10 protein-coding genes are annotated in these 15,258 nt (G+C 70.5%); 7 read left to right on the top strand and 3 right to left on the bottom strand.

Translation table 11 applies throughout. From position 1 onward, the window contains the following. Positions 1–934: 934 nt before the first annotated feature. The gene (locus tag ASE12_RS01655) at positions 935–2,137 is read left to right on the top strand and encodes an IS110 family transposase (protein ID WP_056396109.1); all 1,203 of its coding nucleotides are present in this window, start codon (positions 935–937) and stop codon (positions 2,135–2,137) included. Positions 2,138–2,177: 40 nt separating this feature from the next. On the opposite strand, the gene ASE12_RS01660 is transcribed toward ASE12_RS01655, so the two are convergent. Genes ASE12_RS01660 through xylB form a run of 3 tightly spaced genes read right to left on the bottom strand, consistent with a single transcriptional unit; the run spans position 2,178 to position 5,945 of the window. Beyond that, positions 2,178–3,365, bottom strand: a complete 1,188-nt coding sequence (locus tag ASE12_RS01660; RefSeq protein ID WP_056396112.1) for an ROK family transcriptional regulator — start codon at positions 3,363–3,365, stop codon at positions 2,178–2,180. 2 nt (positions 3,366–3,367) lie between these two features. Beyond that, complete coding sequence (gene xylA, locus ASE12_RS01665) at positions 3,368–4,528, bottom strand: xylose isomerase (protein ID WP_056396115.1); 1,161 nt, start codon at positions 4,526–4,528, stop codon at positions 3,368–3,370. Between the two features lie 7 nt (positions 4,529–4,535). Next, the gene (gene xylB / locus ASE12_RS01670) at positions 4,536–5,945 is read right to left on the bottom strand and encodes a xylulokinase (protein WP_056396118.1); all 1,410 of its coding nucleotides are present in this window, start codon (positions 5,943–5,945) and stop codon (positions 4,536–4,538) included. 181 nt (positions 5,946–6,126) lie between these two features. Between xylB and ASE12_RS01675 the strand changes: the two genes are divergently transcribed. Genes ASE12_RS01675 through ASE12_RS01700 form a run of 6 tightly spaced genes read left to right on the top strand, consistent with a single transcriptional unit; the run spans position 6,127 to position 15,241 of the window. Beyond that, complete coding sequence (locus ASE12_RS01675) at positions 6,127–7,710, top strand: APC family permease (protein ID WP_056396120.1); 1,584 nt, start codon at positions 6,127–6,129, stop codon at positions 7,708–7,710. Further along, positions 7,710–8,549 carry an urea amidolyase associated protein UAAP1 gene (locus tag ASE12_RS01680; protein ID WP_056396122.1) on the top strand — a complete coding sequence of 280 codons (840 nt, stop codon included), beginning with the start codon at positions 7,710–7,712 and terminating at the stop codon, positions 8,547–8,549. The genes ASE12_RS01675 and ASE12_RS01680 overlap by 1 nt, the downstream gene beginning before the upstream one ends. Continuing rightward, complete coding sequence (locus ASE12_RS01685) at positions 8,546–9,265, top strand: urea amidolyase associated protein UAAP2 (protein WP_056396125.1); 720 nt, start codon at positions 8,546–8,548, stop codon at positions 9,263–9,265. Before ASE12_RS01680 ends, ASE12_RS01685 begins: the two co-directional genes overlap by 4 nt. After that, the gene (gene uca, locus ASE12_RS01690) at positions 9,262–12,906 is read left to right on the top strand and encodes an urea carboxylase (protein WP_056396126.1); all 3,645 of its coding nucleotides are present in this window, start codon (positions 9,262–9,264) and stop codon (positions 12,904–12,906) included. The genes ASE12_RS01685 and uca overlap by 4 nt, the downstream gene beginning before the upstream one ends. After that, entirely contained in the window at positions 12,903–14,585 is a 1,683-nt protein-coding gene (locus tag ASE12_RS01695) for an allophanate hydrolase (protein WP_056396128.1), read from the top strand. Before uca ends, ASE12_RS01695 begins: the two co-directional genes overlap by 4 nt. Continuing rightward, positions 14,582–15,241, top strand: coding sequence for a TetR/AcrR family transcriptional regulator (locus ASE12_RS01700; protein ID WP_056396131.1), 660 nt, complete (start codon positions 14,582–14,584; stop codon positions 15,239–15,241). The genes ASE12_RS01695 and ASE12_RS01700 overlap by 4 nt, the downstream gene beginning before the upstream one ends. Positions 15,242–15,258: the final 17 nt, after the last annotated feature.

Raw genomic sequence — 15,258 nt, forward strand, 5'->3', positions numbered from 1 at the left:
AGCAATACTAGAACTCCCCAGGTCAGCTTCGATCGGTTCTAGAGGGGCCCGGTTGCGACCGTTCGCGTTCTACACGCTTTGTCGGGGCGCCCTGGTAGCGGCCTCACAGGCGATCTGGGTGCTTAGCGGATCGCGTGACACCCGCTTACGACGAATACAACTCGTCGAGCTGCTCGAATTGGAGGGACTTCTTTCGTTTCTTCGGGACTACTCACGGGATGACTCACTTGCGGGTACCGTCTCCGCGGAATTTCTCACGAACGTTAATCGACGATCGGGTGAGGTCGAAAATCGGCACAAGTCTCTCAGGGCGACATTGAGCCCGAAACGCGGGGAGAACTCAGTGACCAGGATGCTCAAGGACGCTGCCAAAGCGATCGACGATGCCAGGACAGAAGATGTGTGGCTTAGGCGGGCGTACTTGGCAGAGTGGCGCCTGGCCAGCGGTACAGCAAACGCGCGGATCTGGCCGGGCGACGTCCGCCCAAACGAGATGGTTCCCCTCGTCGAGCAGCACGCCAAACTCCGAATTTCATCAGCTACGACCGAGAGTTACGGGACGTCGCTAGCAGCAGCGACGATGGCGACAGGTGAGGCGTTCAGGTTGTGGGATAAGGCGGCCTCGTAGCCACGCTGCGTCTTGGTTTCTGGAGGAAGACCCGTCGCTCACCATGCGCGGCGAGTCCGCAACTACCTGACCCATTCTGGGCTACTAGAGACTTTCGGCAAGGCCGGCGTCTGGCCAGACTCGGCCTAGGTGCTCGGCAGGTTCGCTCTCTTTTGGGCTGCCCATCCGTCCTGCGGGTGTGGCTCTATTCCGGTTTGCAGCCTGCCGGGCCCCGCTGACGAGGCGTGGCTCAAGAGGGGACTGCCCAGCTCGTAGTAGCAATGCCCACCTCGCCGTCCATTCCGGTGCCGAGTGAGCAGGAGCGAGATGGTGGAGCAGGTCATCATCGGGGTCGATCCCCACAAGCTGTCAGCGACGATCGAGGTCGTCGACCACAACGAGCGGATGTTGGGATCGGGCCGATTCTCAACAGACCAGGCCGGCTACTCCGCGATGCGGGCCTTGGTGAAGTCCTGGCCCGAACGAGTCTGGGCAGTCGAGGGCGCGAACGGGGCCGGTCGCCCGTTGGCCCAACGTCTGCTCGAAGCCGGCGAACAAGTCGTCGACGTCCCGGCGAAGCTAGCCGCTCGCGTCCGACTCTTCGACACCGGCCACAACCGCAAGACCGACGCACTGGATGCTCACTCAGTCGCGGTCGTGGCTGTCCGCACCTCGAACCTGCGAGCGCTCAAGGTCGACGGGGAGCTCGAGGCGATGCGGATCCTCACCGACCGTCGCGAAGCCCTGACCCGACGACGGGTCCAGACCGTCTGCCGACTCCAGGCGCTGCTCGCCGAGCTGCTCCCTGGCCAGGCCAAACGTGACATCACCACCGGTCAGGCCAAGGCCATGCTGGCCACCGTCAGACCCCGCGACATCGCCGGCAAGACCCGACGCCGCATTGCTGCAGAAGAACTGGCTGAGTTGATCGCGGTCGAGGCCAAGATCAAGAAGAGCACCGCCGAGCTCAAGGACATGGTCCTGGCCCGCGACTCACGACTGATGGACATTCACGGCATCGGAGCGGTGGTGGCCGCCAGAATCCTGGCCGATGTCGGCGACGTCACCCGGTTTGCCGACCGCAACAGGTTCGCGTCTTGGACCGGCACCGCGCCGTTGGACGCCTCCTCCGGCGAGCAGGACCGCCACCGGCTATCCCGGGCAGGGAACCGACGGGTCAATCACATGATCCACATCGCCGCGGTCACCCAGTTACGCCTCGACACCGAGGGCCGCGCCTACTACCGGCGCAAACGCGCCGCCGGCAAGAAGCCACAAGAAGCGCTCCGCTGCCTCAAACGCCGCATCTCCGACGTCATCTACCGACAGCTCATCGCGGACACCAAACCAGCAGGCAAGGCGGTCCCGGGAGAGCACCGCGGGGCGACTCCTGAGTCCAGCGCGACCGACCTACCCCCGCACATCGGCACTTCGGAAAAGCCACTCCCGGGACCGCAGTCACGACGCTACGCCCAGCCCACCACGGCACGAAAGAACCAACCTGCCAAACCCCTCCAAGACGCCAGTTGACAACAGAGGGGAGCCGGAATGTCGCGGGGTGACTGCGTCGCTACAGCGCCAGCGTGCCGGCGTAGACGTCGGCGAGGGCGTCCTCCGCGGCACCGAGTGCGGCGGCGTGGATGCCCAGCGAGCTGAGGCGGATCTGGGGGAGGTGGATCGACGCCGAGGGGAGGCGCTCGGCGAGGACCTGGCCGGCGGCGGGTACGACGTAGGCACCCAGGGGCACGAAGTAGCCGCCGAGGACGATGGCAGCAGGGTCGAGCACGGCGGCGAGGGTGGCCAGGCCGGTGCCGAGCTCGTGGCCGAGGGTGGCGAGCGAGGCGCGGGTGGAGGGGTCGCGGGCGGCGAGGTCTGCGACGGCGAGGGCAGTCTGCAGGGGAGTGTCCTCCTCGTCGATCCCGACCGCGCTGAGCATGGCGCGCAGGCCGACGGAGGCCTCCCAGCAGCCCATGCGACCGCAGCCGCACACGCGGGAGGGGTTGCCGATCGGCATGTGGCCGACCTCGCCGGCGAACCCGGCGCCGCCGCGTACGAGCCGGCCGTCCTGGACGATGCCGGCGCCGATGCCGATCGTGCCCGTGATGTAGAGGGAGTGGCTGACGTCGGTGGTGACGCCGTGGGCGGCCTCGGCGAGGGCGGCGCAGTTGGCGTCGTTGTCGATCGTGGTGGGGCAGTCGCCGCCGAAGGCCTCCTCGAGCTCGGCGGCGAGGTGGCGGCCGTCCCAGCCGAGGTTGGGCGCCCACGAGACCGTGCGGTTGTCGTGGGCGACGAGGCCGGGTACGGCGACCGTCGCGCCGACGACCGTGTGGCCGTCGGCCATCAGCGCCGTACGCACGTCGGTTGCCAGCTCGATGAGCTCCTCGGTGCTCGGCGGCGTGCCGGCGGTGGCGACGGGACGGGTCTCGACGACCCGCACGTTGCCGCCGAGGTCGAGCGCCACGGCGGCGACGTAGTCGACGTTGACCTCGAGCCCGAGGCCGAGGATCGACTCACCCGTCAACGCCACCGGACGGCCGGGCCGGCCGCGACCGGACGACACCGAGTCGTCGTCCTGGGTCACGGCGCGGGCGGCCTCGAGCTCGGCGACGATCGTGCCGACGGTCGCCTTGGCCAGCCCGGTGCGCCGGGCCAGCTCCGTACGCGTCGCCGGCCCGTGGGCCCGCAGGGCGCGCAGCACGAGGCCGGTGTTCTGCCGGCGTACGTACTCCGTCCCTGTCGGGACCCCGTTGAGCGTCACCCTCAGCGCACCCCGTAGAGGTGCTCGAGCGCCAGCTGGTCGAGGTGCTCGAACCCGGCGCCGCGGACAGCGAGCGCGTCGGGGTCGGCGAGCTGGGCGGCCTCCAGGTCGGCCCAACCCTCGCCTTCGGACAGCGTGGGCTGCGACAGCTCGGGGAGCTTCGCGGCGGCGAGCGCCTCCTGCACCTCGGGATCGGCGCGGAACGCCTGAGCCTTCTCACGCAGGATGAGGTAGTTGGTCATGCACGCCTTGGCCGCGACCCAGACGCCCTTGTCGTCCTCGGTGCGGGGCGTCTTGAAGTCGAAGTGCACGGGTCCGTCGTAGCCACCCGCGAGCAGCGTGTCGACGATCCAGAACGCGCCACGCACGTTGCCGACGCCGAACCGGAAGTCCTGGTCGTAGCGGGGGCCGGTCTGGCCGTTGAGGTCGATGTGGAACAGCTTGCCCTGCCACATCGCCTGCGCGTAGCCGTGCGCGGCGTTGAGGCCGGCCATCTCCTCGTGCCCGATCTCGGGGTTGACGCCGACGTTCTCGGGCCGGTCGAGGGTCTCGATGAACGCCAGGGCGTGGCCGATCGTCGGCAGGATGATGTCGCCGCGGGGCTCGTTGGGCTTGGGCTCGATCGCGAACTTGATGTCATAGCCCTTGTCGTGCACGAACTCGCCGAGCACGTTGAACGCCTCGCGGTAGCGGTCGAGCGCAGCCTGGATGTCCTTCGCGGCGCCGGACTCGGCACCTTCACGGCCGCCCCAGCAGACGTACACCTTGGCGCCGAGCTCGGCGGCGAGGTCGATGTTGCGCATGACCTTGCGGATCGCGAAGCGGCGGACGTCGCGGTCGTTCGACGTGAAGCCGCCGTCCTTGAAGACGGGGTGGGTGAACAGATTGGTCGTGGCCGTCGTGACGACGAGCCCGGTGTCGGCGAGGCCCTTCTTCCAGCGCTCGATGATCTGGTCGCGGGTGGCGTCGTCGGAGCCGAACGGGATCAGGTCGTCGTCGTGGAAGTTCACGCCGTACGCACCGAGGCTCGCGAGCTGCTCGAGGGCGTAGATCGGGTCCATCGGCTCGCGGGTGGGCTCACCGAACGGGTCGCGTCCGGGGTAGGCCACGGTCCACAAGCCGAACGAGAACTTGTCGGAGGGTGAAGGGGTCGGGATGCTCATGGAAGCCCTATTTCTGTGACGGGGTGGTGGATGTGGACCACGGGATGGTGCGGTCGCGCAGCTGTGCGTAGGCCTCACGCACGAGAGGGGTGGGTTCTGCGTCGTGGGTCTCGGCGGTGGCCGAGCTCCAGGTCGGGGGTTCGGCGCTGCCGCTGAGCGCCCAGGCAGCCTGGCGAGCAGCGCCGAGGGCGACGTACTCGCCGGGCGCCGGCACGGTGACGGGACGGCCGAAGATCGCCGGTGCGATGGCGTGCACGGCGGGGTTGGCTGCGGCGCCGCCGACCATCAGGATGCGGCCGACCGTGATGCCGGTCCTGGCGACGAGGTGGTCGACGCCGTCGGCTAGCGAGCAGAGGAGGGCCTCGAAGGCGGCACGGGCGAGGTCCTCGCGGCTGGTCGACGAGGTGAGCCCGTTCCAGGTGCCGCTGGCGTCGGGCAGGTTGGGCGTACGTTCGCCGTCGTAGTAGGGCACGATCGTCAGCCCGTTGGCGCCCGGGGGAGCGGCGAGCGCCAGGCGGCCGAGCTCGTCGTGGTCGACACCGAGCAGGCGGGCCTGCAGGTCGAGGATGCGGGCGGCGTTCATCGTCGTGGCCATCGGCAGGAACCGGCCTGTCGCGTCGGCGAAGCCGGTGACCGAACCGGTGCCGTCGGCGATGCGGGACTCGCTGATCGCGGAGGCGACGCCGGACGTACCGATCGACACCACGACGTCGCCGGGTGCGAGGTCGAGGGCGAGCGCGGCGGCCATGTTGTCGCCCGTGCCGGCGCCGACGACGAGCCCGCTCGCGGTCTTCGCGGCGACCTCGGACGAGGCGACGATGCGGGGGAGCTCGACGGCGTGGCCGATCGCGGACTCGGCGAGCTCGGGCAGCCAGTCGTCCTTGCCGGTGGAGAAGTAGCCGGTGCCGGACGCGTCGCCGCGGTCCGTGAAGGGCTCGCCCCCGGTGATGTGCCGCGAGACGTAGTCGTGGGGGAGGAGCACCCGTCGCGTACGCGCTGCGGCGTCGGGCTGGTGGTCGCGGAGCCAGCGCAGCTTGGTCGACGTGAACGAGGCGACGAGCACGCTGCCGATCGTCTCGGCGCAGGCGTCGGGCCCGCCGAGCTCGTCGATGAGGTCGCGCGCCTCGGCGCTCGAGCGGGTGTCGTTCCACAGGATCGCGTCGTGGACCGGCTCGTCTGCGTCGTCGAGCGCGACCATGCCGTGCTGCTGGCCGCCGACGGCGACGGCGCCGGCCCGGTCGAGCAGCCCGGAGGTGGCCTGGTCGAACGCGTCGAGCCAGGCCTTCGGGTCGACCGAGGTGCCGTCGGGGTGCGGGGCGGACTGCTGCGCAACGACCTCGCCGGTGGCGGCATCCACGAGCAGGGCCTTGGTCGACTGGGTGGACGAGTCGATGCCCAGGACGAGGTCGGATGCCATGGGACAGGTTTAGTACGAGTCTTGAATTAAGTCAAGCCCCGCGTGGAGGTCAGGCACCGCAGGGCGGAGGACCGAACTCTTCACGGTCGCGCAACACGCTTGAAACAGCCGCCGTTCGAGACTTGTCGGGATATCTGTCGCGTGACAGGTAGTGGCTCACCCTCCGCTCAAAGGACGCCCCATGACACTCACCGCCCCACCCTCGACCGCGCCTTCTCCGCCACCGTCCGAGGCCCATGACCTCGGTGCGCTCGGCTATCCGCAGGAGCTCCGACGCGGCGTCGGCAGCTTCGCCTCGTTCGCCGCCGGGTTCTCGTTCGTCTCGATCCTGACGACCGTCTTCCAGCTGTTCGGCCTCGGCTTCAGCCTCGGCGGAGCAGCGTTCTTCTGGACCTGGCCACTCGTGTTCGCCGGCCAGCTGCTCGTGGCCCTGTGCTTCGCCGAGCTGGCGGCGCGCTACCCGATCTCGGGGTCGATCTTCCAGTGGTCGAGCCGCCTCGCCGGCACCGACTTCGGCTGGTTCACCGGCTGGGTCATGGTGATCGGCCAGATCCTCACGGTGGCGACCGCGGCGATCGCGATGCAGGCGGTGCTGCCGGCGATCTGGACCGGCTTCCAGCTCGTCGGGGGCTCAGGCGCCGACTCGTCGCCGCTCAGCCCGACCGGCGCGCAGAACGCCGTCGTCCTCGGCCTGATCGTGCTGGCCCTCACCACCGCGATCAACGTGATCGGCGTACGCCTGATGGCCGTGGTCACCTCGGCGGCCGTCGTGATCGAGATCCTCGGGGTCATCGCGCTCGTGACGGCGCTGTTCTTCCACTCCGAGCGCGGGCTCGGCACGGTGAACACCACGGCCGGAGCCGCTCCGGGCCACTACCTGCCGTTGTGGCTCGCGTCGTCGCTGATGGCTGCGTACGTCATGGTGGGCTTCGACTCGGCCGGCGAGCTGTCCGAAGAGACCCACGCACCCCGTCGCACCACGCCGCGCACGATCATCCGGGCGCTCGTCGTGTCGGGCATCGGCGGGCTCCTGCTGCTGCTCGCCGGCCTGCTCGCCGCTCCGAGCCTCACCGACGGATCACTCGCGACCTCGGGCCTCGCCGGCGTGCTCACCGCTCGCCTCGGCGACGTCGGTGGCCGGTTCCTTCTCGCAGCTGTCGCGATCGTCGTGTTCGCCTGCACCCTCGCGGTCCAGACGGCCGGCTCGCGCATGATGTTCTCGATGGCGCGGGAGCGCACGCTGCCGTTCTCGTCGGTGCTCGCCAAGGTCTCGCCGCGCACCGGCACCCCGATCGCCACGTCGGTCGTCGTCGGCGTCGGAGCGGCGATCGCGCTGGCGGTCAACTGGAACCAGAGCGCCGTCTTCCTCGCCCTGGCCTCGCTGTGCATCGCGATGCTCTACCTGGCCTACCTCGGCGTCACCGTCCCGCTGCTCGTCTCGCGGGTTCGCAACCGGGGCCTCGCCGACGGTGTCGACGAGGACGGCCGTCCGCTGTTCTCCCTCGGTCGCTGGGGCATCCTCGTGAACGCCATCGCCATCGCGTACCAGATCGGCATGGTCATCAACCTGGCCTGGCCGCGCAAGGAGATCTACGACCTCGAGGGCCGCGGCTGGTGGCTGCAGTGGAGTGCCCTGCTCTTCATCGGCCTGACGCTCGTCGTCGGCGCGGTCATCCACTGGCGCACCCGGATCCGTCACGGCGGCGCGATCAAGCTGCCCACGCTCCACACGACGGCCGACACCACCGCCGAGGCGATCGCCTGATGGTCGGCGCACGCGACACCGCCAGCGTCCTGGCGGCCCGGGCCGACGCCCGCGCCCAGGGGTCGAACGTCTCGGACTGGATGCCGTACCTGCCGGCAGCCACCTCACCGTTCGCACCTGCAGACGTCGACCCATCGGCGCTCGTCTGGGCCGAGACCGTGGCGCCGGGCGGCTACACCCACAAGGTGGTGGCACGCGGCACCCGGCTCCGGCTCGAGGACGTCACCGGTGACGCCTGCGCCCACGTCCTGGTGCTCAACGCGCTCGAGCCATGGGAGCGGCTCAACGTCGCGGACACGCAGAAGATCCCGTGGCAGGCCTATCTCGGTGCCGGTCACCCCTTGCTGTCGGGGGAGGGCCGGGTGCTGGCGACCGTCGTCGCGGACACGTCGGCGCATCACGACGCGTTCTGCGGCACGTCCTCGGACGAGTGGAACGTGGCCAAGTACGGCGACGCAGCGCCGCAGGGGCCGAGTCCCTCCGGCCGGGCGCTGCTCACCCTCGCCGGGGTCAAGCACGGTCTCACTCCGCGCGACCTGCCGCCGTCGGTGTCGTTCTTCCAAGGCGTACGCGTCGAGGAGGACGGGGCTCTGGCGTGGCAGGGCTCGGCAGGACCGGGGACGTACGTCGACATGGTCGCCGAGATGCCGCTGATCGTGCTGGTCGCCAACGTCCCGCACCCGCTCGACCCGCGTACGGACTACATCGCCGGTCCGCTGCGGGTCCATGCCTGGCGCAGCGAGCCGAGCGGCCCAGCCGATGAGCACTACGGCGCGTCGCCCGAGCGTGAGCGCGCCTATCTGAACACGACCGACTACCTGGAGGCGAGGGGCCTGTGAGCACCGAGACCGTCGAAGCGATCCGCACCACCGTGCCGGTGGGCGCCCGGTACGCACCGGGTTCCCGGTTCGACTGGAGCGAGGCTCTCGTGCCGGGCGACGTCGTGCTGGACGAGCGCGTGGCACCCAACGCGCCCTGGTCTGCGGTGGTCCGCGCCGGCGACGTGCTGACGATCGTTGACGTCGGTGGCAACCAGTCCGCCGACTGCCTGATGTTCAACGCCCACGACACCTCGGAGCGCTACAGCGTGCCCGACACCCTCACGTGGCAGGGCAATGCGTACGTCCGGGAGGGCACGGTGCTGCGATCGGGGCTCGGTCGGCCGCTGATGACCGTCGTCGGCAACGAGATCGACCGGCAGGACACGATCGGCGGCGCCTGCAGCAAGGAGTCGAACACGCTTCGCTACGGCCACCACACGGCGTACCAGCACGGCTGCCGCGAGAACTTCCTCGCCGAGGCGAGCCGCCACGGGCTGACCTCGCGCGACCTGGTGTCCAACCTCAACTGGTTCATGAACGTCCCCGTGGAGGCCGACGGTGCCCTCGGCATCGTCGACGGGCTGTCGGCACCCGGTCGCCGCGTGGCGATCCGCGCCGACATGGACGTGCTGGTGATCGTGTCCAACTGCCCGCAGATGAACAACCCGTGCAACGAGTTCAACCCCACCCCGCTGCGCATGATCGTGACCCGGAACGAGGACGCCGTCCGATGAGCTTCGACACCCTGCTGATCGCCAACCGCGGGGAGATCGCCCGCCGCATCGTGCGCTCGGCCAACGATCTCGGCCTGCGCACCGTCGCGGTCTACTCCGAGGCCGATCGCGCAGCGCCGCACGTACGAGAGGCCGACGAGGCCGTGCTGCTCGGCCCGGCCCCGGCACGTGACTCGTACCTGCGGATCGAGGCTGTTCTCGACGCGGCAGCGCGTACGGGCGCCGGCGCGATCCACCCCGGCTACGGCTTCCTGTCCGAGAGCGCCGACTTCGCGCGTGCCGTGGAGGACGCCGGGATGGCGTTCGTCGGCCCGACGCCGCGCCAGATCGAGTGGTTCGGCAGCAAGCACACCGCCCGTGAGCTGGCTGAGAAGGCCGGGGTGCCGATGCTCGTCGGCACCGGCCTGCTCGACTCGGCGGAGGACGCCGTACGCGAGGCGCAGCGGGTCGGCCTGCCCGTCATGGTCAAGGCGACCGGCGGGGGAGGCGGCATCGGGATGCAGGCCTGCGCCACGGTCGAGGAGGTGCGCTCAGCGTACGAGCGGGTGGTCCGTCAGGCCGAGGCGTCGTTCGGCTCCTCCGGCGTGTTCCTCGAGCGGCTCGTCCGTCCGGCGCGGCACGTCGAGGTGCAGGTCTTCGGCGACGGTGACGGTCGCATCGCGGTCATCGGCGACCGCGACTGCTCGTTGCAGCGCCGCAACCAGAAGGTCATCGAGGAGGCTCCGGCGCCCGCGTTGCCTGATCACGTACGGGCGGCGATGCACGAGGCTGCCGCGTCACTGGCCGCCTCCGTCGACTACCGCTCCGCAGGCACCGTCGAGTTCGTCTACGACCCCGTTCGGGAGGAGGCTGCGTTCCTCGAGGTCAACACCCGCCTGCAGGTCGAGCACCCGGTGACCGAGATGGTCTACGGCGTCGACCTCGTGGAGCTGATGCTGCGACTGGCGCGCGACGGTGCTGAACGGATCGAAGGCATCTTCGACCGCACGTGGTCCGCGGACGGCGTCGCCGTGGAGGCTCGCGTGTACGCCGAGGACCCCGCGAAGGACAACGTCCCGTCGAGCGGGTTGGTGACCCGTGCGGTGTTCCCCGGGCAGGACGCTCCCGCTCTGCCGGACGTACGCGTCGACAGCTGGATCGAGACCGGCCTCGAGGTCTCCCCGTTCTACGACCCGATGCTGGCGAAGGTCATCGCCTTGGCGCCGTCGAGGGACGCGGCGCTCGACCTCCTCGGCGAGGGTCTCGCGACGAGTCGTGTCGACGGCGTCGTGACGAACCTCGGGCTGCTTCGCGATCTCGCCGACGGCGACGCGCTCCGCAGCGCGACGCACTCCACCTCGACGCTGTCGACGACGGAGGACCCGGATCCGCGCATCGACGTGATCGAGGCCGGTGCGATGACCACGGTGCAGGACCTGCCCGGCCGCATCGGCCACTGGCAGGTCGGCGTGCCGCCGTCGGGGCCGATGGATGCCGTCTCGCTGCGCGAGGCGAACCTCGCCGTCGGCAACCCCGAGGGTGCGCCGGGGCTCGAGGTCACCGCGACCGGGCCCACCCTGCGGTTCTCCTACCCGGCCGTCGTGTGCGTGACCGGCGCACCGGCCGAGGTCACGATCGACGGCGAGGCCGCGCCCATGTGGGAGCCGCTCGACGTGGGCGCCGGATCGGTGCTCGCGATCGGCACGGCGGCAGGTCCCGGTCTCCGGCTGGCGATCGCCGTACGCGGTGGCATCGACGTGCCGACCTATCTCGGCAGCGCGTCGACGTTCACGCTCGGCGGCTTCGGCGGTCATGGTGGGCGGGCGCTCGTGCCCGGTGACGTGCTGCGCCCGGGATCGCAGGACGCCGAGGCGGACCACCCGGCGTTCGCCGAGGGTGCGACGCTGACACGCATCGGCGGCCCGACGCCGCCGGAACGACGCCCGCACCTGACGTCGTCGTGGGAGGTCGGCGTCACCGAGGGCCCCCACGCTGCGCCCGAGTTCTTCACCCGCGACGACATCGACACGCTCTACGCGACCGACTACGAGGTGCACTTCAACTCCGCTCGCACGGGCGTACGTCTCATGGGTCCGCGACCGACCTGGGCCCGCAGCGACGGTGGCGAGGCCGGGCTGCACCCCTCCAACATCCATGACACGCCGTACGCCGTCGGCGCGCTCGACTTCACCGGTGACACGCCGATCATCCTGGGTCCCGACGGGCCCTCGCTCGGCGGCTTCGTGTGCCCGGCGGTCGTGGCGAGCGGTGAGCTGTGGAAGCTCGGCCAGCTGCGGCCGGGGGACACCGTGCGCTTCGTCCCGGTGCGCGAGGCGGACGCCGCGGCGCTCGACTCGCACCGAGCTGCGGTGACCGTGCCGACGAGGGGTGGCGACGGGGACGACGGAGTGATCGCGCGCCTCGAACCGACCGCTGGCGGACGGCCCGCGGTGACGTACCGGCGCGACGGCGACGACAACCTGCTCGTCGAGTACGGCGCCCAGGTGCTCGACCTTGGCTTGCGCATGCGCGTGCACGCGCTGATGACCCGGCTGCAGGAGGTGGCACCGGCGGGCATCCTCGACGTCACGCCCGGGATCCGCTCGCTGCAGGTGCACACCGATGCCAACGTGATCGGCGCGGCCCGGCTCGCCGGCCTGATGCAGGAGATCGAGCACGACCTGCCGGCCACCAACGAGCTCGTCGTGCCGTCGCGCAGGGTCCGGCTGCCGCTGTCGTGGGACGACCCGGCGACCAGGCTGGCCACCGAGCGCTACATGGCGGGCGTACGCGATGACGCCCCGTGGACGCCGTGGAACATCGAGTTCATCCGCCGCATCAATGGGCTGGAATCGGTCGACGACGTGCACAGCACCGTCTTCGGCGCCAGCTACCTGGTGCTGGGCCTCGGCGACGTCTACCTCGGCGCTCCGGTGGCCACGCCGCTCGACCCACGGCACCGGCTGGTCACGACCAAGTACAACCCGGCACGGACGTGGACGGCGGAGAACTCGGTCGGGATCGGCGGGGCGTACCTCTGCATCTACGGCATGGAGGGCCCCGGCGGCTACCAGCTCGTCGGCCGCACGACGCAGGTGTGGAACAGCTTCCGCCGCGGCGGGCTCTCCGACGAGCAACCCTGGGCGCTGCGGTTCTTCGACCGGATCGAGTGGTACCCGGTCTCGGCCGAGGAGCTGCTCGAGCTGCGGGCCGAGACTGCCGCCGGGCGCGGACCCGTCGACACCGAGGACGGCCTCTTCGCGCTCGCGGACCACGAGCGCTTCCTCGCCGACAACGCGGAGTCGATCGGGGACTTCCGTGCGCAACAGGCTGCGGCGTTCGAGGCCGAGAAGGAACGTTGGCGCGCCTCGGGCGAGTTCGACGTCAAGCCCGAACCACCCGCCGCCGTTGCCGGAGCGCCAGTGGACATCCCGCCCGGCAGCACCCCCGTGCTGGCGCCGTTCGTGTCCAGCGTCTGGCAGGTCGCGGTCGAGCTCGGCGCCCAGGTGCGAGCCGGCGACCGCGTCGTGGCGCTCGAGGCGATGAAGATGGAGACACCGATGAGCTCGCCGGTCGACGGCGAGGTCGTGGAGATCTATGTGGCGCCCGGCGAGCAGGTCACCCCCGGACAGGTACTGATGGCGATCAAGGAGCAGGCATGACAGCGACCGAGCGGGTCACCGCGGCATACGAGCGGATCTCGACGATCGACCGGCCCGAGGCGTGGATCCACCTGCGCACGCTCGACGACGCACTCGCGGAGGCGGCTGCGGTCGACGCACGTGTGGCGGCGGGGGAGTCACTGCCGCTGGCGGGGCTGACGGCAGCGGTCAAGGACAACATCGACGTGGCCGGCATGCCGACGACGGCGGGCGCAGCGTCGTACCGCTATGTGCCGGACGCGGACTCGACCGCCGTCGCTCGGCTGCGCGCTGCCGGCGCGATCGTGCTCGGCAAGACCAACCTCGACCAGTTCGCCACGGGGCTGGTCGGCACCCGCAGTCCGTACGGCGCCGTGCGCAACGCCTGGGACCCGAGCCGCATCTCCGGCGGATCGAGCTCAGGGTCGGCCGTCATGGTGGCTCTCGGCGTCGCCGACATCGCGCTCGGGACCGACACCGCCGGGTCCGGGCGGGTGCCGGCGGCTCTCAACGGCATCGTCGGGGTCAAGCCGACCAAGGGCTTGATCCCGACCACGGGCGTCGTGCCGGCGTGCCGGAGCCTCGACTGCGTGACGGTGTTCGCCCGCGAGCTCGGGCTGGCTCGTACGACGGTCGAGCTGCTCAGCGGCCCCGACGGGATCGACCCCGGAGCGCGAGGCGACAGACCGGCTCAGCTCACAACGGCGCCGCCACGGATCGCGGTCCCTGCCGCCGGCAACCTCGAGGGCCTCGCCGACGGCTGGGCCGAGGCGTTCGGCGCGGTCGTCGCGCGACTCGCCGGCGCCGGTGTCGAGGTCGTGCCGGTCGACATCACGCCGCTGCTGCGCGCCGCCGAGCTGCTGTACGGCGGTGCGTTCGTGGCCGAACGCACGGCGGCCGTCGGCGACCACATCACGAAGCACGCCGACCTCATCGGCACCGACCTCGACCCGACGGTCGCGGCGATCGTGCAGGGCGGGTCCGACGCGACGGCGGTCGACTACTTCCGGGACCTCGAGCGGCTGGAGCGGCTCGGCGCGGAGGGGCACGAGCTGCTCGACGGCTTCGCCGCACTGCTGACCCCGACGACGACCTGGCACCCGACCCTGAGGGAGGTGGCCGCCGATCCGGTGGGCGCCAACAGCCGCATGGGGCGCTACACCAACTTCGCCAACCTGCTGGACATGTCGTCGCTGGCGGTGCCTGCGGGCAGCGTCGACGGTCTGCCGTTTGGCGTGATGCTGACCGGGCGGGCGTTCGACGACCGGCTGCTGGCCGAGATCGCCCAGCTGCTCCCGGGAGTCACGGTCGACCTGCTCGTGGTCGGCGCCCATCTCAGCGGGCAGCCGCTCAACCACCAGCTGGTGTCGGCGGGCGGGACGCTCGTCGCTGACGTACGGACCGCCGAGGCGTACCGGCTGCACGCGCTCGACACCCAGCCGCCCAAGCCCGGTCTCGTACGAGTTGCTGACGGCGGCGTGAGCGTCCCGGGCGAGGTCTGGCGCATACCGGCCGCCGGATTCGGCAGGTTCGTGGGCGCGCTGCCTGCGCCGATGGTGATCGGGACCGTCGACCTCGACGACGGCACGTCCGTCACCGGATTCCTCTGCGAGCCGTACGCCTTGGCGGGTGCTCGCGACATCAGCGACCTCGGTGGCTGGCGCGCGTACGTCGGCGCCGTGACAGGATCCGGTGCATGAGCACCGACTCGGGCACGCAGAAGGTCGGCCGTCCCCGCGCGAAGCCGCAGAGCAGCTCCGACCTCGCGCCGCGTGACCAGATCCTGGGTGCCGCGGCCGCATTGTTCGCCGAGCACGGATACGCCGGCACCACGACGCGCGCGATCGCGGAACGCGTCGGCATCCGCCAGGCGTCGCTCTACTACTACTTCGCCGGCAAGGACGAGATCCTCCTGGAGCTCCTCGAGATCTCTGTGCGACCCAGCCTCGCGTACGTCACGCCGTTGCTCGCCGAGCCCGATCGTCCCGCAGCGCTGTACGCCTTGGCGCTGATCGACGTCGAGACGCTGATGGCCACGCCGCACAACGTCGGCGTGCTCTACCTGTCGCACGAGGTGCAGCAGCCGCGCTTCGACACGTTCCGCGCGCACCGCGACGAGCTGGCGTCGGCCTACAAGCGGCTCGTCGACGGCCTGGTCGACGATCCTGCCTTCATCGGCGCGTGCTGCATGCAGCTCGTCGAGATGGTCATCACGCTGCGCCGCGACGGTGAGCCGGACGCGTCGACGGCGCCCGCGATCGCCACCGCGTGCCTGCGGCTGCTCGGCCTGCCCGAGGACGAGGTGCTCAGGGGCGTCAGCGCCGGCGAGCGCTTGCTGGCCGCATTAGCGGACTGACGCTGGGCGTCGGTGCC

It is taken from the genome of Aeromicrobium sp. Root236 (assembly GCF_001428805.1).
Classification (GTDB): domain Bacteria; phylum Actinomycetota; class Actinomycetes; order Propionibacteriales; family Nocardioidaceae; genus Aeromicrobium.

Bases quoted from the DNA above. Each gene is read 5' to 3' on its own strand.
- ASE12_RS01655 (WP_056396109.1), top strand. From the start codon at position 935: ATGGTGGAGCAGGTCATCATCGGGGTCGATCCCCACAAGCTGTCAGCG.
- xylA (WP_056396115.1), bottom strand. From the start codon at position 4,528: ATGAGCATCCCGACCCCTTCACCCTCCGACAAGTTCTCGTTCGGCTTG.
- xylB (WP_056396118.1), bottom strand. From the start codon at position 5,945: ATGGCATCCGACCTCGTCCTGGGCATCGACTCGTCCACCCAGTCGACC.
- ASE12_RS01675 (WP_056396120.1), top strand. From the start codon at position 6,127: ATGACACTCACCGCCCCACCCTCGACCGCGCCTTCTCCGCCACCGTCC.
- ASE12_RS01680 (WP_056396122.1), top strand. From the start codon at position 7,710: ATGGTCGGCGCACGCGACACCGCCAGCGTCCTGGCGGCCCGGGCCGAC.
- uca (WP_056396126.1), top strand. From the start codon at position 9,262: ATGAGCTTCGACACCCTGCTGATCGCCAACCGCGGGGAGATCGCCCGC.
- ASE12_RS01695 (WP_056396128.1), top strand. From the start codon at position 12,903: ATGACAGCGACCGAGCGGGTCACCGCGGCATACGAGCGGATCTCGACG.
- ASE12_RS01700 (WP_056396131.1), top strand. From the start codon at position 14,582: ATGAGCACCGACTCGGGCACGCAGAAGGTCGGCCGTCCCCGCGCGAAG.